19 protein-coding genes are annotated in these 17,777 nt (G+C 55.5%); 7 read left to right on the forward strand and 12 right to left on the reverse strand.

What is annotated here, in order from left to right:
- Positions 1-48: 48 nt before the first annotated feature.
- Positions 49-1,965, forward strand: a complete 1,917-nt coding sequence (locus N6G83_RS38155; RefSeq protein ID WP_173408623.1) for a transcription antiterminator — start codon at positions 49-51, stop codon at positions 1,963-1,965.
- A 168-nt stretch (positions 1,966-2,133) separates the two neighbouring features.
- On the opposite strand, the gene N6G83_RS38160 is transcribed toward N6G83_RS38155, so the two are convergent.
- Positions 2,134-3,261, reverse strand: a complete 1,128-nt coding sequence (locus N6G83_RS38160; protein ID WP_211135755.1) for an iron-containing alcohol dehydrogenase — start codon at positions 3,259-3,261, stop codon at positions 2,134-2,136.
- Between the two features lie 286 nt (positions 3,262-3,547).
- Between N6G83_RS38160 and N6G83_RS38165 the strand changes: the two genes are divergently transcribed.
- The 4 genes from N6G83_RS38165 to N6G83_RS38180 all read left to right on the forward strand — a co-directional run bounded on the left by N6G83_RS38165 (position 3,548) and on the right by N6G83_RS38180 (position 7,634).
- Positions 3,548-4,315 carry a helix-turn-helix transcriptional regulator gene (locus N6G83_RS38165; protein WP_065684746.1) on the forward strand — a complete coding sequence of 256 codons (768 nt, stop codon included), beginning with the start codon at positions 3,548-3,550 and terminating at the stop codon, positions 4,313-4,315.
- A gap of 99 nt (positions 4,316-4,414) precedes the next feature.
- A complete protein-coding gene (locus tag N6G83_RS38170; RefSeq protein WP_211135756.1) occupies positions 4,415-5,716 on the forward strand; it encodes an NAD(P)/FAD-dependent oxidoreductase in 1,302 nt (433 codons plus the stop codon).
- 38 nt (positions 5,717-5,754) lie between these two features.
- Entirely contained in the window at positions 5,755-6,120 is a 366-nt protein-coding gene (locus N6G83_RS38175) for a cupin domain-containing protein (protein ID WP_021806963.1), read from the forward strand.
- A gap of 20 nt (positions 6,121-6,140) precedes the next feature.
- Entirely contained in the window at positions 6,141-7,634 is a 1,494-nt protein-coding gene (locus tag N6G83_RS38180) for an aldehyde dehydrogenase family protein (RefSeq protein ID WP_024530615.1), read from the forward strand.
- A gap of 57 nt (positions 7,635-7,691) precedes the next feature.
- On the opposite strand, the gene npr is transcribed toward N6G83_RS38180, so the two are convergent.
- The 11 genes from npr to N6G83_RS38235 all read right to left on the reverse strand — a co-directional run bounded on the left by npr (position 7,692) and on the right by N6G83_RS38235 (position 15,792).
- Positions 7,692-7,964 (reverse strand): PTS phosphocarrier protein NPr, encoded by a 273-nt coding sequence (gene npr / locus N6G83_RS38185; RefSeq protein ID WP_021180705.1) that lies wholly within the window; start codon positions 7,962-7,964, stop codon positions 7,692-7,694.
- Positions 7,961-8,818, reverse strand: a complete 858-nt coding sequence (gene rapZ / locus N6G83_RS38190) for an RNase adapter RapZ (RefSeq protein ID WP_021180704.1) — start codon at positions 8,816-8,818, stop codon at positions 7,961-7,963. The genes npr and rapZ overlap by 4 nt, the downstream gene beginning before the upstream one ends.
- Positions 8,819-8,947: 129 nt before the next feature.
- Positions 8,948-9,409, reverse strand: coding sequence for a PTS IIA-like nitrogen regulatory protein PtsN (ptsN, locus tag N6G83_RS38195; protein WP_024483720.1), 462 nt, complete (start codon positions 9,407-9,409; stop codon positions 8,948-8,950).
- A gap of 218 nt (positions 9,410-9,627) precedes the next feature.
- Positions 9,628-9,915 carry a ribosome hibernation promoting factor gene (hpf, locus tag N6G83_RS38200; RefSeq protein WP_024483719.1) on the reverse strand — a complete coding sequence of 96 codons (288 nt, stop codon included), beginning with the start codon at positions 9,913-9,915 and terminating at the stop codon, positions 9,628-9,630.
- A gap of 23 nt (positions 9,916-9,938) precedes the next feature.
- The gene (gene rpoN, locus N6G83_RS38205) at positions 9,939-11,375 is read right to left on the reverse strand and encodes an RNA polymerase factor sigma-54 (protein WP_021180701.1); all 1,437 of its coding nucleotides are present in this window, start codon (positions 11,373-11,375) and stop codon (positions 9,939-9,941) included.
- Positions 11,376-11,425: 50 nt separating this feature from the next.
- Complete coding sequence (gene lptB, locus N6G83_RS38210; protein WP_021806959.1) at positions 11,426-12,151, reverse strand: LPS export ABC transporter ATP-binding protein; 726 nt, start codon at positions 12,149-12,151, stop codon at positions 11,426-11,428.
- 6 nt (positions 12,152-12,157) lie between these two features.
- Complete coding sequence (gene lptA, locus N6G83_RS38215) at positions 12,158-12,697, reverse strand: lipopolysaccharide ABC transporter substrate-binding protein LptA (RefSeq protein ID WP_021180699.1); 540 nt, start codon at positions 12,695-12,697, stop codon at positions 12,158-12,160.
- Entirely contained in the window at positions 12,666-13,244 is a 579-nt protein-coding gene (lptC, locus tag N6G83_RS38220; protein ID WP_024530618.1) for an LPS export ABC transporter periplasmic protein LptC, read from the reverse strand. The genes lptA and lptC overlap by 32 nt, the downstream gene beginning before the upstream one ends.
- A complete protein-coding gene (gene kdsC / locus N6G83_RS38225; protein WP_024530619.1) occupies positions 13,241-13,795 on the reverse strand; it encodes a 3-deoxy-manno-octulosonate-8-phosphatase KdsC in 555 nt (184 codons plus the stop codon). The genes lptC and kdsC overlap by 4 nt, the downstream gene beginning before the upstream one ends.
- Positions 13,796-13,812: 17 nt before the next feature.
- Positions 13,813-14,799, reverse strand: a complete 987-nt coding sequence (kdsD, locus tag N6G83_RS38230) for an arabinose-5-phosphate isomerase KdsD (RefSeq protein ID WP_024530620.1) — start codon at positions 14,797-14,799, stop codon at positions 13,813-13,815.
- Between the two features lie 15 nt (positions 14,800-14,814).
- The gene (locus tag N6G83_RS38235; protein ID WP_021806956.1) at positions 14,815-15,792 is read right to left on the reverse strand and encodes a calcium/sodium antiporter; all 978 of its coding nucleotides are present in this window, start codon (positions 15,790-15,792) and stop codon (positions 14,815-14,817) included.
- A gap of 381 nt (positions 15,793-16,173) precedes the next feature.
- Here N6G83_RS38235 and mlaF point away from each other — a divergent pair, with 381 nt between their 5' ends.
- Together mlaF and mlaE are read left to right on the forward strand one after the other, a co-directional pair.
- On the forward strand, positions 16,174-16,989 hold the full coding sequence (gene mlaF, locus N6G83_RS38240; protein WP_024530621.1) for a phospholipid ABC transporter ATP-binding protein MlaF: 816 nt from the start codon (positions 16,174-16,176) through the stop codon (positions 16,987-16,989).
- Positions 16,990-16,993: 4 nt separating this feature from the next.
- Entirely contained in the window at positions 16,994-17,776 is a 783-nt protein-coding gene (gene mlaE, locus N6G83_RS38245) for a lipid asymmetry maintenance ABC transporter permease subunit MlaE (protein WP_021180693.1), read from the forward strand.
- Position 17,777: the final 1 nt, after the last annotated feature.

Here is a 17,777-nt window from a genome sequence, read left to right on the forward strand (position 1 = left end):
AGTTGCCCGCCTGACCCCTTAGGCGGGCACGTTCATAACGGAAAGAGAATGGTGAGATTTCCCTACCCACGTTTGGCATCGCTGTTCGATGCCTTGCAGTCCGAAACGTTGCCGCAGGACGAGCTGGCAAAGCGTTTTGCCGTGTCTACCCGCACGGTACGCGCCGATATCACCGCGCTGAACGATATTCTGGAAAGTTATGGTGCGCAGTTTGTCCACAGCCGCGGGGCAGGATATCGCCTGCAGGTTGATGATGAGGCCCGGTTTAGCGCACTCCAGCATCGGGAACGTAAACAGCACGCCACGCCGCGCAGCGCGCAGGAGCGGGTGCATTATCTGTTGATTCGCTTTTTGACCTCAGCCTTCTCGATGAAGCTGGAAGATCTGGCCGATGAATGGTTTGTCAGCCGGGGTACGCTGCAAAACGACATGGCTGAGGTGAGGGAGCGTCTGGCGCATTACCAGTTAACCATCGAGACCAAGCCGCGCTACGGTATGAAGCTGTTTGGTGCGGAAATGGCGATCCGCTCCTGCCTGACCGATCTGTTGTTTCAACTGCATCTGGCGGATGCGGAAAACCCATTGCTGAACAATGACATCCTCCATCAGCCGCAGGTGCTGACCTTTGCCGGACTGCTGCACCCATTGCTGTCGCAATATGCCATTCGTCTGACCGATGAGGGTGAGCAATACCTGATCTTCTACTGTGCCGTGGCGCTGCGGCGTATCATGGACGGCTATCCGCTACAGGATTTTGACGTGGAAGACGGTGATGATGCGGTGCGCAAAGCGTCAACCTGGCTGGCGAGTGAATTGAGCAAGGCCACGGGCAAAGAGATTGCGGCGGCGGAAGAGGCCTATTTGCGGGTCAACATCGCTGCCAGAAGAGTGCAGGAAGTACAGCCGACCAAAATCAACGCCGATGACGAAGAGGCGCTGGTGGATTACATCCTGTCCTACATCAACTCGCACTATAACTACAACCTGCAGAACGACAAGCAGCTGCGGGCCGATCTGCTCACCCATATCAAAACCATGATCACCCGGGTGAAATACCAGATCAATATCCCGAACCCGCTGTTGGCCAATATCAAGCAGCATTATCCGATGGCCTATGATGTGACGCTGGCGGCGGTATCGAGCTGGGGTAAACACACGCCTTATACCCTGAGCGAGAACGAAATCGGCTACCTGGTGCTGCATATTGGCGTCGGCCTGGAGCGGCACTACAACATTGGCTATGAGCGCCATCCGCAGGTGATGCTGGTGTGCGATACCGGTAACTCTACGGTGCGGATGATCCAGGCCCAGATTGCGCGCAAGTATCCGCAACTGGTGGTGACGCGCATCGTTTCGCTGCGTGATTACGAAATTCTCGCCAGTATCGACGAAGATTTTATCATTTCCAATGCGCGTATCAGCGAGAAGAACAAGCCGATTGTGGTGATGTCGCCGTTCCCAACGGAGTATCAGCTAGAGCAGTTGGGCAAGCTGGTGCTGGTCGATCGTACCAAGCCGTATATGTTGGAAAAATTCTTTGATGCCAGCCACTTTATGATCGTCAACGAGCCGTTAACGCAGGAGCAGCTGTTTAGCAAAGTTTGCGCTCAGTTGGAGCAGGAAGGCTATGTGGGCAGTGATTTCTACCCTTCGGTCGTTGAGCGGGAGGACATCGTTTCTACCCTGCTGGGGGAGGGGATTGCTCTGCCGCACTCTCTGGGGCTGTTGGCGAAAAAGACCGTTGTGGTCACTCTGCTGGCACCACAGGGCATTCCGTGGGGAGAAGGTGAGGTGGCACACGTCATTTTCTTGCTGGCAATCAGCAAAAACGATTATGAGGAAGCGATGGCGATCTACGATCTGTTCGTCACCTTTGTGCGCGAACGTTCGATGACCCGCCTGCTGGGCAGTGACAATTTCGACAGCTTCAAAGCGGTAGCGTTGGACTGCCTGAGCCGCATTTAACGGCTTCCCCCTCTGAAGGCAGAGGGGGAGCACCGCATTAATCGTCTTTCTTCTTGCCGAATATCTTCATCAGCGCGCCGACGATCAGCCCCAGGGCGATGCCGCCTAAAATCCAGTCAACCAAACTCATTGTTGTGCTCCTGCGATCCTATAGTTCTGATTATATTATCATTCAATCAAGAACGCCCCATCGATCATTACTCTCCGTTGCTCGGTAGTGTAGCTGAGCCAGGAATTCTTGCTGTTGGACTTCTCCAGTACGATGGCCAGTTCCGCCTTGCTAAGGGATAGCTCGTCCTGCCAGAACGGGGCGATGGCGTGGCGGGTGATAAAGTCGATCAAAAAGCGCGCCGGGCTGTCCTGCTCTTCAGGGAATAGCCGCAGGGCCAGTTCGGTCATTAATGCACGTTGTTGCGGCTGCTCGCTTTCCCCCAGCAATTCAAGAAACGGCAGCAGCAGGCGGCCGCACACCTGGCCGTGGTGGTAATCACGCAATGCCCCTATCTCACCCGCGATGCCGTGGATCACACCTAAGCCAGCCATACTCAACGTCAGGCCACCCAGATAGGAAGCCTGCATAATCGCTTCGCGGGCCTCATCGCTCTGTTTCAGCACCGGCCAGGCGCAAAGGAAGTGATGGATACCGCTCAACGACATCTCGCGCGACAGGCTGCTGGCGGTCTTGGAAAGGTAGGCTTCAAACAGATGGGTGAAGGCATCGATAGCGCAATAGGCCAGTATGTGGTCTGGCGCTCCCTTCAGCAGGTCAGGATCGAGGATCGCCACCTGCGGCACAAAGTTATTATGCCGCAATGAGGCTTTCACCTTGGTGACCTGAGTATCGGTGATCACTGCGTTTTGCGTTACCTCGCTGCCGGTGCCTGCGGTGGTAGGAATGGCGATCAACGGCAGCGTTGCGCCACTGATTTTGCTGTCACCCACTTTTTCCATGTAACGCAGGGTTGGCAGCGGGTGTTCGATCAGGGCAGCGAACGCCTTGGCGGCATCCAGCACGCTACCTCCACCGATGGCGACCACTCTTTGCACTTGGCCTCGCCAGCGTGCCACCCATTGGTCGATTTCCTGCGGGGAGGCCTCATGGGCGACAATTTCTCTGCCCACCAGCAACGGCGTCAGCGCCGGGGCCAGTTCAGCATAGAGGGGACCGTTAAGAAACGATCGGCAGGTGAACAGCAGCGTAGTTTGCGACTCGGCCTGGAGCAGTGGGATCAGTTGTTGGATGCTGCCCTTGCCAAACCAGGCCTGCCGGTTGGCGATCATCAGACTAGTGGTCATGCTCTCTCCTTGGCGCATTTGGGCATCGAAACCACAGCATAATTCAGCCTGGCTAGGCGAACCAACGCTTTTCCGTCGCTTAACGCGAAATTGTTAAGATATTAATCAACTCTAATTGTGTGGTTAATCGTTGCAGGGGCCTAACTTGTGATTTGATTAACATGTAAACAGCAATACCCTTGCATTCTGGCCAATTGAATGCTTTTTATAGCTTATTGGCCCAATGTCGGTCGCTGATACGTTGCGAAAAGTTGATTGTTAATTTGTTAATGATTTCGGGGGCGAAATGAATATTCAGGTCGAAAGATTATCGGCGGTGATCGACGCAGTAGCGAGCCGCCAATTCTATGCCAGCCTCCTGGTTTATCTGGAGGGCTTCTTCGCCTTTGATAATGCCATCGTCTACGCCTTCGAATATGGTCAGGCACCGCGCTGTCTGATGAAAACCGAGAAAGAAAACAGCGATGCGGTAAACCAGATTTACCAGCAGGGTGCTTACCTTGAAGATCCCTTTTACCAGGCGCTGAACGGCGGCGGCCATGGCGATGTATTTACGCTGCGGCAACTGGCTCCCTGTGGTTTTTACCAAACGGATTACTACCGTAACTTTTACCGTAAAACCGGCTGGCACGACGAGGCAGGCGTATTGCTGCAACTGACGCCGGAACGCGGACTAGGCATCTTTTTCGGCTCGGCTCGGCAAACGGTCGGCGTGCGTTATCCCCAACTGGCTGACCTGCGTGGCGCGTTGACGCTGGTAAAAAGCGTGGCGCGGCTGCATGGGGAAGTGGTGGTTGCCGCTAATGTGCCCACTCCCTCCGCCCCACTGGTAGATAGCGCAGCCCAGGCGCGCTATGCGTTAAGCCCGCGTGAGCGTGAGATCGTCGATCTGATCCTGAGCGGCAACGGATCGCAGCAGATCGCCGAACGGCTGTTTATCAGCCTGGGCACGGTAAAAAATCATCGTAAGAATATTTACGGCAAGCTGAATATTGGTTCTCAGGCCGAGTTGTTCAGCCTGTTCTTGAGTACCCCCCTGCGCCGTACGGCATAATGTTAAAAAAGTGTTGCGAATATCCCTAAAGGGACATAGCCGCCTGCCCACGCTCTGCTGATAATCCAGGCTAAGGCAATGGGTAAAGGGAGTGCAGCAATGAATAATCAAATCGAATCGTTAACCTACTACGCGGCGACCAAGAAATACGATCTGCGCTTCCCCACGCTGGAAGAGGATCTGGATGTTGACGTGGTGATCATCGGCGGTGGCTTTTCTGGCATTAATACGGCGCTGGAACTGGTGGAAAAAGGCATCACCAATATTGCTATTCTGGAGGGTCGCCACCTGGGCTACGGCGGGACGGGCCGCAACGGTGGCCAGGTGATGGCCGGGATCGGCCACGATCTGGAGAAGATCAAACGTCACGTTGGCCCGGCAGGGTTAGAAACCATCTTCAAGATCAGCAACCTTGGTGCCGGGATTATCCGCGAGCGGATTAAAAAGTACGCCATCGACGCCGATTTCTGCTTTGGTTATGGCTATCTCGGCAGCAACGCCAGGCAGGAAAAGACCCTGCGTACCTGGCTCAAAGAGTTCAAAGCAGTCTCACCGGATGAAGAGATCGAACTCTATACCGGCTCCGAAGTGAAGCAGGTGGTGGGATCTGATGCTTATACCTGTGCGTTGAAACACATGGGGGGTGGCCACGTTCATTCGCTCAACCTGCTGTTAGGGGAGGCCCAGGCGCTAAGTGGTTACGGGGTGAAAATCTTCGAAAACAGCAACGTGCTGAATGTGGAATATGGCCCGCGCATTACCGTGCGTACCGCCATGGGATCGGTACGCGCCAACAAGATGCTGTGGGCATGCAACGGCTTCCTCAACGGCATGGATCCCTTTATCTACAAAAAGACCATCAATACCTACGCCTTCCAGTTAGCGACAGAACCGCTGTCTGACGAGCTGATCAACCAGATCAGCCCAATCCGTGGGGCTTACAGCGATATCCGGCCGGTGATCGACTATTACCGCGTCACCAACGAGAACCGCCTGCTGTTCGGCAGCGCTACCCGGCTGGTCGAATATATTCCTTCAGACCTGAAGGCCTGGAACCGCAACTTGATGCTGAAAGTGTTCCCGTATCTGAAGGACGTGAAGATCGACCTGGCCTGGGGCGGGCCGCTGTGTTGCAGCGCCAACCTGTTCCCGCAGATCGGCACCCTGCCGCAGCACGATAACGTGTTTTACGTGCAAGGCTATTCCGGCTTTGGGGTGACGCCGAGCCATATCGTTTGCAAGGTGTTGGCGGAAGGAATGAGTGAGGGATCCGATCGTTATGACCTGATGAGTTCGATCCCGCACGTGGATATTTTTGGCAAAGACAAGCTGCGCCGTGTGATGACCACCGCGGGTAAAGTTTGGCACCAGACTTCCGGCTACTGGAAGGGGCGTCGTTAGTTCTGACCCCCTTATTACTGATCTAAAAGGAAAAAACCATGAAACCATTACTGCTTAAGCAAGCGCTCCCAGAACTGCAACAGATTGGCAGCGTCAGCAACCTGGGGGCCACGGTGGTCGCCGGTGAACCTAACGTCGGCGTGGCGATGATTTTTGGCGCCCCAACGGACAACCTGAACTGTGGTGTCTTTAGCTGCACCCGTGGCACCTTCGTGATGGAATACCCGTTTGCGGAACATGCCACGGTGTGGGAAGGCACGGCAACGCTGACCAATGAGAACACCGGCGAGTCGGTAAAGTATCAGGCCGGGGATTCCTGGTTTGTTGAGAAGGGCACCCCGGTACGCTGGGAAATCACCTCCGATCGTTTTGTGAAGCATTATCTGGCGATTGTCGAAGGCTAACCCGCAAGGAGGGCGATGCGATGACGGATATTACACTATTGCCACAGGTCACGGCTTTTCTGGACCGCCAGCAGGGCCATTATATTCATGGGCAACCCGTAGCCGGGGCAGGCGTAGAAAGGTTTGCGGTGGTTAACCCGGCCACCGGGCTGGCTATCGCACAAGTGAATGAAGGCGGCCAGGCTGAAGTCGATGCGGCGATGCAGGCGGCCTTTGACGCTTTCCACGGTAGCTGGGCGCAGGTTTCGCCATTAGAGCGTGGAAACTGCCTGACGCGTCTGGCCGATCTGCTGCAAACCCATCGAGAGGAACTGGCGCAGCTGGAAAGCCTGTGTTCCGGCAAAACCATTCAGCTGTCTCGCGGGCTGGAAATCGATATGGCCTCGCAGTTCCTGCGTTATTTTGCCGGCTGGTCGAGCAAAATCAGCGGGGAAACGCTGAACGTTTCATTGCCTTCCTTCCAGGGTGAGCAATACAGCGCATTTACCCGGCGTGAGCCGTTGGGCGTGGTGGTCGGCATCATTCCGTGGAACTTCTCGATCATGATCGCCATCTGGAAGCTGGCTGCGGCGCTCACCTGCGGCTGTACGGTGGTGCTCAAGCCGAGTGAATACACGCCGCTAACCATGCTGCGGGTGGCTGAGCTGGCAACGCAAGCGGGCATCCCGGCTGGCGCACTCAACGTGATCAACGGTTCGGGCGCTCGTCTTGGCCCTATGCTTATCGCCCATCCACGCTGTGCCAAAGTGACCTTCACCGGCTCGGTGCCTACCGGGATCGCGGTGGGGAAAGCGGCGATGGAGCAAGGGATTGTGCGTACCACGCTGGAACTGGGGGGTAAGAATGCCGCCGCGTTTCTGGCGGACGTCTCGGTCGACAAGATGGTCGACGGGATTATCGAGGCGGGTTACCTGAATCAGGGCCAGATCTGTGCCGCAGCGGAACGTTTCTACCTGCCTGCCAGCCATATCGACGAGGTATTGGCAAAGCTGACGCAGCGCTTGGCAGCCATGAAGGTGGGCTCACCGCTGGATGAAAGCACGGAAGTGGGGCCGTTGGCCAACGAGGCACATTACCGCAAGGTACTGGCGCTGTTTGACAAGGCACGGGCTGATGGCAGCCAGATCGTCTGCGGCGGTCAGGCGTTGGCAGGTCCTGGCTTCTTTGTTGCGCCGACGGCGATCCGCGCTAATGGGCCGCATGATGCGTTAATGCGTGAGGAGACCTTTGGCCCGGTGGGCACTTTCCTGGCCTATGAGGATGAAGAGCAGATGATCGCCATGATCAATGATTCGCCTTATGGTCTGGCCGCCAGCCTGTGGACTAACGATCTCAGCAAGGCGATGCGCATGATCCCGCGGATTGAAGTGGGCACCTTGTGGATCAACATGCACACCTTCCTCGATCCGGCGTTGCCGTTCGGTGGGGTGAAATCGTCGGGGATGGGTAGAGAGTTCGGCAGTGCATTTATCGAACATTATACCGAGTTGAAATCGGTGATGATGAGATATTGACAGCTAGACGGGCGCAGCTTGCAGCGCCCTACAATAGTGAGGTTATTTGTCGGGGGATCAGTCTTCGTCGAAGCCTGAGTTGAACAGCTCAATCACTGCTGCCAGCGCCTGTTCTTCCTGCGGCCCGGTGGCTTCTATTTCGATCTGGCGGCCCTGGGCGGAATCCAGCATCAGCAGCGCAATTACGCTGCTGGCTTCCGCTTCGGTGCCGCTGTCATTACGCAGCAGCACTTCGGCGTCAAAACTCTGCACCAGTTCAAACAGCTTCATCGCCGGGCGTGCATGCATGCCCAGCTTGTTCTTGATCTCAACCGTCTGTTTGACCGTCATTGTTGTTTACGCTTTTCCAGTGTGCGGTGACGTGATTGCACGTTCTTGCCGCGTGAACGGAAATAATCTGCCAACTGTTCAGCCACGTACACCGAACGGTGCTTACCGCCGGTACAGCCAATGGCGACCGTCAGATAGCTGCGGTTGTTGGTCTCCAGCATCGGCAGCCACTGTTCCAGATAGCTACGGGTCTGGTAGATGAAGTTGTGCACTTCGGTGTGGCGATCGAGGAACGAGGCCACGGGCTTGTCCAGGCCGGTCATCGGGCGCAGTTTAGGATCCCAGTGCGGGTTGGGCAGGAAACGGACGTCGAACACGTAATCGGCATCAATAGGAATGCCGTGCTTGAAGCCGAAGGATTCGAACACCATCGTCAGCTCGCGTTCGCGTTTGCCCAACAGACGGGTACGCAGCATTTCCGCCAACTCGTGCACCGACATTTCCGAGGTATCGATGATCAGATCGGCACGGGAACGCAGTGGCTCAAGCAGATCGCTTTCTTCATCGATCGCGCTTTCCAGCGACAGGTTCTTGGCAGACAGAGGATGCAGGCGACGGGTGTCGCTGTAGCGGCGGATCAGGGTGTTGCGATCGGCATCAAGGAACAGCAGCTGCGGCGTGAAGCTCTCCGGCAGTTGGGTCATTGCATATTCAAACACTTCCGGCGATTCCGGCATGTTACGGACGTCGATGCTTACCGCAGCGGAGCTATTACGTTCGGCCAGCGTCTGGGCCAGCTGTGGCAACAACACCACGGGCAGGTTATCAACGCAGTAAAAACCCATGTCTTCCAGCGCCCGCAAGGCGACGGATTTCCCCGAACCGGAACGGCCGCTGACAATCATCAGCACCATGTGGTAACTCCCCTGGCATCTCAATGGCGCTCATCGCCACCGTTAGGATCTAGTATCCGGGCCACGGCCCGGATATATCGTGAGTAAAACAGTAGCGTTTTCATGGCGGAAAGTCACGCCAGCCGCTGGTTACTCGGTGATGATCTGATACAGCTCTTCGTCGCTCAGCGCTGCGCGCAGGCGGCGGCATACGGTTTTGTCGGCCAGCCGTTTGGCGACCAGCGACAGCGTATGCAAGTGAGTTTTACATTGATCGGCAGGTACCAGCAAGGCGAACAGCAGATCGACCGGTTGATTATCAATGGCATCAAAGGCGATAGGTTGCTCAAGGCGGATAAACACGCCAACGGCCCGCAAAGTGTCCTCTTCCAGTTTGCCGTGTGGGATCGCGATACCGTTGCCGATACCGGTACTGCCCATACGTTCCCGGGTGAGTACTGCGTCAAACACCACCTGTGAAGGCAGGTTAAGCTGCTTGGCCGCCAGCTCGCTGATAATTTCCAAAGCCCGTTTCTTGCTGGTGCAGTGTACCGAGCTTCTGGTGCACTCGATGTTTAACACCGAGCTTAATTGCATTATTTCGTTGTTCATCTCATCTTCACTTAAAACCGCGTCCTGTCGCTTTATTGCAAGCCTGCTTTACCATTGGAAAGTAGGCTTGCGCTGATAACCTTCATGAAACGGTTTTTCGCCTGTTTAACCCTGATGGCTTATCGGCGCATACCCATACAGGTGCTGCGCCGAGGGTTGCCGTGTAGCCAATACGACTACGATGCGGGCCATTACGCATTGCATAACGGTCCAGAATGTCAGTGTTGCTTTAGTTTGTCTTTATGTTTGTTCAATTGACGCGCCAGTTTGTCGATCAGGCAGTCAATTGCGGCATACATATCTTCTTTTTCCGAGGTGGCGTGCAACTCGCCGCCATTCACATGCACCGTTGCTTCCGCAATCTGCTGCACTTTTTCCACACTGAGTACGACATATACCTGGTTAATGCGGTCAAAATACTGCTCGAGTTTGGCAAACTTGGTGTTGACGAACTCACGCATTGGTTCGGTGATTTCGACGTGGTGTCCGGTAATGTTGAGCTGCATAATGTCTTCCTTCTCTATAGAGGTCAAACCAACTGTTTACGCTGGTTGGACGGCGGGATGGACAAAGACTCTCGGTACTTGGCAACGGTGCGCCGCGCCACCATGATCCCCTGATCGGAAAGCATCGTGGTCAGCTTGCTGTCGCTAAGCGGTTTGGCAGGGTTTTCCGCCGCGATCAATTTCTTCACTAACGCCCGGATCGCCGTAGAGGAGGCTTCGCCACCGCTGTCGGTATTCACATGGCTTGAGAAGAAATACTTCAATTCGAAAATACCACGCGGGCTGTGCAGGAACTTCTGCGTCGTCACGCGTGAGATTGTCGATTCATGCATTTCCACGGCCTGGGCGATATCCGCCAGCACCATGGGCTTCATAAATTCTGCACCCTGTTCAAAGAACGCCTCCTGCTGTTCGACAATACAGCGGGTCACCTTGAGCAGCGTGTCGTTCCGGCTTTCCAGGCTCTTGATCAGCCACTTCGCTTCCTGCAAGTTGCTGCGGATATACTGGCCGTCGGCATCGTTGCGCACCGTATTGCCCAGTGCCGCATATTGCTGGTTGATTTTCAGCCGTGGGATGCTGTCTGCATTAAGCTCCACCACCCACTTATCCTGCACCTTGCGCACCAGCACGTCCGGGATCACATACTCGGATTCCCCGGTATTGATCGACTGCCCAGGGCGCGGATCGAGCGAGTGGATCAACACCATCGCTTCTTTCAGTGTATCTTCTTTTAAGCGAGTTGTTCGCATCAGGCTGCGAAAGTCGTGGTTGGCCAGCAAATCCAGATGCTCGCTGACGATCAGGCGGGCTTCCGCCAGATAGGGCGTGTCTTTGGCGTACTGGGAAAGCTGGATCAACAGGCAGTCACGCAGATCGCGCGCCGCGACGCCGACCGGATCAAAACGCTGTACGCGCTTCAATACCGCTTCGACCTCGTCCATCGTCACATTATCGTCACCCATACTCTCCAGAATGTCTTCCAGCGGTACGGTGAGATAGCCGGTGTCATCGACGGCGTCGACGATCGAGGTGGCGATGGCGGCGTCGGTGTCAGAGAACGGCGTCAGATCCACTTGCCACATCAGATAGTCCTGCAGCGTTTGCGTGGTTTCGCCCTGATAGACCGGAAGTTCGTCATCGCCATAGTCGGTACCGGTGCCGGAAGGGGTACCGGCGGTATAGATCTCATCCCAAGTGGCATCCAGAGGCAGCTCTTCGGGCATGTCCTTCTGTTCCAGCGCTTCGCGGGTGTCTAGCCCTTCGGTCTCGACGCTTTCTTTGGTGTCGATCTCTTCGTGCTGGTCTTCGGTCTGTTCAAGCAGCGGGTTGCTCTCTAGTGCCAGTTGGATCTCCTGCTGGAGCTCAAGCGTGGACAGCTGCAACAGGCGGATCGCCTGCTGAAGTTGGGGGGTCATGGCCAGTTGCTGGCTGAGCCTGAGTTGCAAACCTTGCTTCATAATCTTCTGCTACTTCCGTTAACGGCGGCCTGTTGGCCTGCCGCTGGAACCTACAGGCGGAACTCTTCGCCCAGATAAACGCGTTTCACCTGCTCATCGGCCAGGATGGCGTCCGGCGTGCCGTGGGCAATCAGCTTGCCCTGGCTGACAATATAGGCACGTTCACACACGTCCAGCGTCTCGCGCACGTTATGATCGGTGATCAGCACGCCGAGGCCACTGTCACGCAGGTGCTCGATGATTTTCTTGATATCGATAACGGAAATCGGGTCAACCCCGGCGAAAGGCTCATCCAGCAGGATAAATTTTGGGTTGGCGGCTAACGCACGGGCAATCTCCACGCGGCGGCGTTCACCCCCGGAAAGCGATTGGCCCAGGTTGTCACGCAGGTGGGAGATATGAAACTCTTCCAGCAGCTCGATAGCCCGATCGTTGCGCTGCTCACTGGTGAGATCGTTGCGGATCTCCAGCACTGCCATCAGGTTGTCGTAAACACTCAGGCGGCGGAAAATCGACGCTTCCTGCGGCAGGTAGCCGATACCGCGGCGTGCGCGGGCGTGCAGCGGCAGAATACTGATATCTTCGTCATCGATTACGATGCGCCCGGCGTCGCGCTGAACGATGCCAACCACCATGTAGAAAGTGGTGGTCTTACCGGCACCGTTTGGCCCCAGCAGGCCGACGATCTCGCCAGATTTCACTTTCAGGCTCACGTCTTCAACGACTTTGCGGCCTTTGTAGGCTTTCGCCAGGTTTTCTGCGATGAGTGTTGCCATAAGTAATTAGTTACTCTTCTTTTGACCGTTTTTGTCTTGCAACTGTGATGGCACCAGAACCGTGGTCACGCGTTTGCCTTTATCGCTGAACGCCTGCATCTGCTGCTGTGGCACCAGATAGGTAATACGGTCGCCTTTCACGTTGCTATCGAGCTGTTCAAGATAGGCGTTGCCGGTGAGGGTGATCAGCTGCGGCGCGACGTCGTAACGAACTTTCTGCGCATGGCCTTTCACTGGCTTGCCGTTGTCCTGCATCTGGTAGAAGGTTACCGGATTACCGAACGCTTCAATATAGGTTTTGTTCTGATCGCCACCCGGGCGCGTGACCACGACCTTGTCGGCCTTGATCTCGATGGTGCCCTGCTTGATCACCACGTTGTCGGTAAAGGTGCTGACGTTGCTCTGCATATCCAGCGACTGTTTCAGCGAGTCGATACTTACCGGTTGGTCAGAATCGGATTTCAACGCCAATGCGGGGGAGCTGGCGGTCAAAACGAGGCTGACGATCAACAGATTACGGAGTTGGCTTTTGGTTCTGAATTTCATAGTTGGTCTTGACCTTATCAATCAGCTCAGCGGTTTTGTTCCGCAGATTGCCACGCATTTTCATGCCGTTAGAGGTGAAATTCGTGCCGAACAGGGTCACTTCATCATCGGAAGAAACGTCCTGGGTGACCAGATTAATCTGGGCATTATCGGTTTTAATTTTTTCCAGCTGTGAGGTGGTTGTCAAACTGTTCACCTCCACGTGGCCGTACAGATACAGCATGCGGTTTTTGGTCAGCTTGGCGCGATCGGCGCGTATTGACCAGGTGGCCACGGCATGCTCATCAAACAGCGTCATCACCGGCTGGGTAAACCAGCTTAACTCATCGGCGGTGTAATATTTAACCTCTTCTGCCACCAGTTTGTAGCTTAGCTGCCCGGCCGGGTTGTACACCACGGTCACGGTATGCTGGCTCTGATAGGTCGGGTCTTGGTTGTTGACCGGAACCGAACTGCCGTCATCGCTGAAATCGGCCATGTTCCAGCCAATCAGCGCCAGCGCGATCACGGTCAGCAAGAGGGTGATCCAAAGTTTGGTTTTACTCATATTGACAGCCCTTTGGCGTCCTCCAGCTTGTTTTGCGCCAGCAGGATCAGGTCGCACAGCTCGCGCACCGCACCACGGCCACCGTTGATACGGGTGACATAATGGGCACGAGGTAACAATAATGGATGCGCATCGGCCACTGCGACGGCCAGACCGACTTCGGCCATGACCGGCCAGTCGATCAGATCGTCGCCGATGTAGGCGATTTCATCTGGCACCAGGGACAGTTTATCCAACAGTTCACGGAAGGCCAAAAGCTTATCGGACTGTCCTTGATACAGATGGGTGATATCCAACGTTTTTGCCCGGTCTTCCAGCAGCTTGGCCGAACGCCCGGTGATGATGGCCACCTCGATACCCGAGGTTTTCAGGCAGCGGATGCCGTAGCCGTCACGGACGTTGAAGGCTTTCAGCTCTTCACCGTTATTGCCCATGTAGATCAGGCCGTCTGACAGCACGCCGTCGACATCACAAATCAACAGACGGATTTTCCCGGCGCGGGCCATGACTTCTTCAGCTACCGGCCCGTAACAGGTTTCAACCAGACTCATGCAGTTGGTTCCTTTCATTAAACGACGCCAGCGCGCAGCATGTCATGCATATGTACCACACCCAGCAATTGGTCGCCATCGGCAACCAGCACGGCGGTGATATGGCGTTGCTGCATCAGATTGAGCGCATCGACCGCCAGCAGGTTCGGGCGCACCCGGATACCGCCCAGCGTCATGACGTCGGTGATGTTGGCATTATTCAGATCGATGCCCATATCGAACACCCGGCGTAAGTCACCATCGGTAAAAATACCGGCGATTTTCATCAGATCGTCGCAGATTACCGTCATGCCCAGGTTTTTACGGGTGATCTCCAGTAGCGCGTCGCGCAGCGAGGCTTCGGGGCTGACGTGCGGAATTTCGTCACCGCTGTGCATGATATCACTAACGCGCAGCAGCAGGCGGCGGCCCAATGCTCCGCCAGGATGAGACAGGGCAAAATCTTCCGGGGTAAAGCCGCGGGCCTTCAGCAGCGCTACGGCTAACGCATCGCCCATGACCAAGGTGGCGGTGGTGCTGGTGGTAGGGGCCAGACCCAGTGGGCAAGCTTCCTGCGGTACCTTGATGCACAGATGCACGTCTGCCGCCTTGCCCATCGAGCTTTCCGGGTTATTGGTCATACAAATCAGTGGGATCTGCTGGCGTTTCAACACCGGGATCAGCGCCAGAATTTCGTTCGACTCACCGGAGTTGGAGATCGCCAGCACGATGTCCTGCGCCGACACCATACCCAGATCGCCGTGGCTAGCCTCCGCCGGATGCACGAAGAACGCTGGGGTTCCGGTACTGGCCAGCGTGGCGGCAATTTTGCAGCCGATATGGCCGGATTTGCCCATACCCATGACCACGACTTTACCGCAGCATCCGGCGATCGCTTCACATGCCCGGGTAAAATCTGCATTGATGTACCGATCGAGCTGGGCCAGGCCATCACGCTCAATCTGAAGCACTTCTTTGCCGGCCTGCTGAAAGTCAAAGCCCGGTTGCAACTGGTTAGATGACATACTCATTCTCAACGGTTAGCCGAACGTACTGAAAGGGTTAAAGAACAGCACTGCAAGATACGCAATAAAGCCACATAATAACAGAGCTCCCGCCAGATGACCGATACGATGTTTGCGGCCAATACACAGCGCGGCAAGCAGGATACCGGCCGCCAGCATCACCCAGTAATCGCGCTGGAAGGCTGCGGGATCGATACTGCCCGGTGATAGCAGGGCAGGCACGCCCAGCACGATCACCGTGTTAAAAATCGTCGAGCCGATGATATTCCCTACCGCCATATCATCTTCGCCTTTTAGTGCTCCAGCGATCGAGGTGGCCAATTCGGGCAGGCTGGTGCCGATGGCGATAATCGTCAGGCCAACCACCAGTTCACTCAGGCCAAAGTAGTGGGCAATCACCGAAGCGTTATCGATGATCATCCTTGATGACAGCGGCAGAATAATGAAGGCCAGCACCAGCCAGAGAATGGCTACGGTGTTGCTGCTGTCCTGCGGCAGTTCGGCGAGTTGCTCCACCGTCAGGCTGTCGTTGCCTTCACGTTGCGCCAGCCTGGCGATTTTCAGCATCAGCAGAATAAAACCGGTGGCGGCCAACAGCAGCAGCACACCATCGAACCGGCTCAGGGTGTTATCCATCAGCACGTAGCCGCACAGCAGGATAACCCCCAGCATCAGTGGCAGTTCACGCCGTAACACTTCGGAGCGAACCGACAGCGGATGTATCAGGGCTGCCACCCCCAGGATCAGTAAAATATTGGTGATGTTGGAGCCAATCACGTTACCCACCGCCAGGTTGGTCTGCCCATTGAGGGCGGCGGTGACCGACACAATCAATTCTGGCAACGAAGTGCCTATACCGACTATCGTCATGCCGATAATCAACGGGGGAACTCCCAGCGAGCGGCTAATCACTGCCGCACCATAAACCAATCTATCTGCCCCATACACCAGTAAAAATAAACCAACGATCAACAGCACTATCGCGAGAAACATTCAGGGTCCTATATTGGGTATAATCCCGGTTCGTTGGTTAAAGGCCATCATCGGCCAGCTTGCACACCCCTCGTTGCACATAACAACGAATTTTCCCGGTAAAAGGTCGAACCACATAAGACTGCGACTAATCCTGATGAACTGGCTTTGTAGGGGCGCCGCATGCTGCGCCCTCAGAAACATTCTCAGTTTGTCATCAGTCAGAATTTATTTTTTTGCGTTATTTCCTAATTTTGACCGTCTGGAGCCTAAAAGTAAAACCTATGGCATCATTGGTAGCGCATTGAGGGTAAGTTTCGGTAAAAATAGGACGTATCGCCCCTATTGCTTTACCATCACGGATGATTTGGCAAAAAAATAGCCTGTACAGGATCAATAAACATGCACCAGAAGGCAGATAATCTGGTCGAAGTACGCGGCATGAGCTTCTCTCGCGGCGATCGGCTGATATTCGAAGACATCAACCTGACGGTTCCCCGTGGCAAAGTGACGGCCATCATGGGGCCGTCCGGCATTGGTAAAACCACGCTGTTACGCCTGATTGGTGGCCAGTTGACCCCGGACTGTGGCGAGATCTGGTTTGATGGGGACAACATCCCGGCGCTGTCGCGCCATCAGCTGTATGAGTCACGCAAAAAGATGAGCATGCTGTTTCAGTCGGGAGCGCTGTTCACCGATCTGACGGTATTTGAGAACGTGGCCTACCCGTTGCGTGAGCACAGCCGCCTGCCAGAGCCAATCCTGCGCAGCACGGTGCTGATGAAACTGGAAGCCGTAGGGCTACGCGGCGCGGCAGATCTGATGCCGAACGAGCTTTCCGGCGGGATGGCCCGGCGAGCTGCCCTGGCGCGTGCCATCGCGCTGGATCCGACATTGATCATGTTCGACGAACCCTTCGTTGGCCAGGATCCGATCACCATGGGCGTGCTGGTCAAGCTGATCGATGAGCTGAATAACGCGCTCGGGATCACCTGCATCGTGGTATCCCATGATGTGCCAGAAGTCTTGAGTATCGCGGATTACGCCTATATTGTGGCGGATCACCATGTGATTGCCGAAGGCTCGGCAGCACAATTACAGAACAATCCTGATGCGCGAGTGCGTCAGTTTCTGGATGGTATTGCCGATGGGCCGGTACCATTCCGTTACCCGGCCGGTGATTATCAGACAGAGCTTTTAGGGGAAGGGAGTAAATAACCTCATGTTTTTAAAGGCGTTAGCGTCGTTAGGACGCCGTGGCATCAACACCAGCGCAGCCTTTGGACGCGCCGGGTTGATGCTGTTCCACGCGCTGATCGGGCGCCCGGAGCCGCGTAAACAATGGCCGCTGCTGCTCAAACAGCTCCACAGCGTGGGCGTTCAGTCGCTGCTGATCATCATGGTTTCCGGCTTGTTTATCGGCATGGTGTTGGGGCTGCAAGGTTACATCGTCCTCACCACCTACAGTGCCGAGGCGAGCCTGGGTATGATGGTGGCGTTGTCATTGCTGCGTGAGCTGGGGCCGGTAGTGACCGCTCTGCTGTTTGCTGGCCGCGCCGGTTCGGCTCTGACGGCCGAAATCGGTCTGATGAAGGCCACCGAGCAGATCTCGAGCCTGGAAATGATGGCGATCGATCCACTGCGGCGTATTGTTGCCCCACGTTTCTGGGCCGGCCTTATCAGCATGCCGTTGCTGACGATTATTTTCGTGGCCATCGGCATCTGGGGCGGCGCAATTGTCGGCGTGGACTGGAAAGGGATCGACAGCGGTTTCTTCTGGTCAGCGATGCAAGGGGCCGTTGAATGGCGTCAGGATTTACTTAACTGCCTGATCAAGAGCGTGGTGTTTGCCATAACCGTTAGCTGGATTGCGATCTTCAATGGTTACGATGCCGTACCGACCTCTGAAGGGATTAGTCAGGCAACGACAAGGACCGTGGTACATTCGTCACTGGCGGTGTTGGGATTGGATTTCGTGCTGACTGCACTGATGTTTGGGAACTGAT

This window comes from Serratia sp. PL7 (assembly GCF_945957435.1).

Bases quoted from the DNA above. Each gene is read 5' to 3' on its own strand.
- kdsD (WP_024530620.1), bottom strand. From the start codon at position 14,799: ATGTCATCTAACCAGTTGCAACCGGGCTTTGACTTTCAGCAGGCCGGC.
- N6G83_RS38170 (WP_211135756.1), top strand. From the start codon at position 4,415: ATGAATAATCAAATCGAATCGTTAACCTACTACGCGGCGACCAAGAAA.
- lptC (WP_024530618.1), bottom strand. From the start codon at position 13,244: ATGAGTAAAACCAAACTTTGGATCACCCTCTTGCTGACCGTGATCGCG.
- rpoN (WP_021180701.1), bottom strand. From the start codon at position 11,375: ATGAAGCAAGGTTTGCAACTCAGGCTCAGCCAGCAACTGGCCATGACC.
- N6G83_RS38235 (WP_021806956.1), bottom strand. From the start codon at position 15,792: ATGTTTCTCGCGATAGTGCTGTTGATCGTTGGTTTATTTTTACTGGTG.
- lptA (WP_021180699.1), bottom strand. From the start codon at position 12,697: ATGAAATTCAGAACCAAAAGCCAACTCCGTAATCTGTTGATCGTCAGC.
- kdsC (WP_024530619.1), bottom strand. From the start codon at position 13,795: ATGAGTCTGGTTGAAACCTGTTACGGGCCGGTAGCTGAAGAAGTCATG.
- N6G83_RS38155 (WP_173408623.1), top strand. From the start codon at position 49: ATGGTGAGATTTCCCTACCCACGTTTGGCATCGCTGTTCGATGCCTTG.
- npr (WP_021180705.1), bottom strand. From the start codon at position 7,964: ATGACGGTCAAACAGACGGTTGAGATCAAGAACAAGCTGGGCATGCAT.
- N6G83_RS38165 (WP_065684746.1), top strand. From the start codon at position 3,548: ATGAATATTCAGGTCGAAAGATTATCGGCGGTGATCGACGCAGTAGCG.
- hpf (WP_024483719.1), bottom strand. From the start codon at position 9,915: ATGCAGCTCAACATTACCGGACACCACGTCGAAATCACCGAACCAATG.
- mlaE (WP_021180693.1), top strand. From the start codon at position 16,994: ATGTTTTTAAAGGCGTTAGCGTCGTTAGGACGCCGTGGCATCAACACC.
- lptB (WP_021806959.1), bottom strand. From the start codon at position 12,151: ATGGCAACACTCATCGCAGAAAACCTGGCGAAAGCCTACAAAGGCCGC.
- N6G83_RS38160 (WP_211135755.1), bottom strand. From the start codon at position 3,261: ATGACCACTAGTCTGATGATCGCCAACCGGCAGGCCTGGTTTGGCAAG.
- N6G83_RS38175 (WP_021806963.1), top strand. From the start codon at position 5,755: ATGAAACCATTACTGCTTAAGCAAGCGCTCCCAGAACTGCAACAGATT.
- ptsN (WP_024483720.1), bottom strand. From the start codon at position 9,409: ATGAACAACGAAATAATGCAATTAAGCTCGGTGTTAAACATCGAGTGC.
- rapZ (WP_021180704.1), bottom strand. From the start codon at position 8,818: ATGGTGCTGATGATTGTCAGCGGCCGTTCCGGTTCGGGGAAATCCGTC.
- mlaF (WP_024530621.1), top strand. From the start codon at position 16,174: ATGCACCAGAAGGCAGATAATCTGGTCGAAGTACGCGGCATGAGCTTC.
- N6G83_RS38180 (WP_024530615.1), top strand. From the start codon at position 6,141: ATGACGGATATTACACTATTGCCACAGGTCACGGCTTTTCTGGACCGC.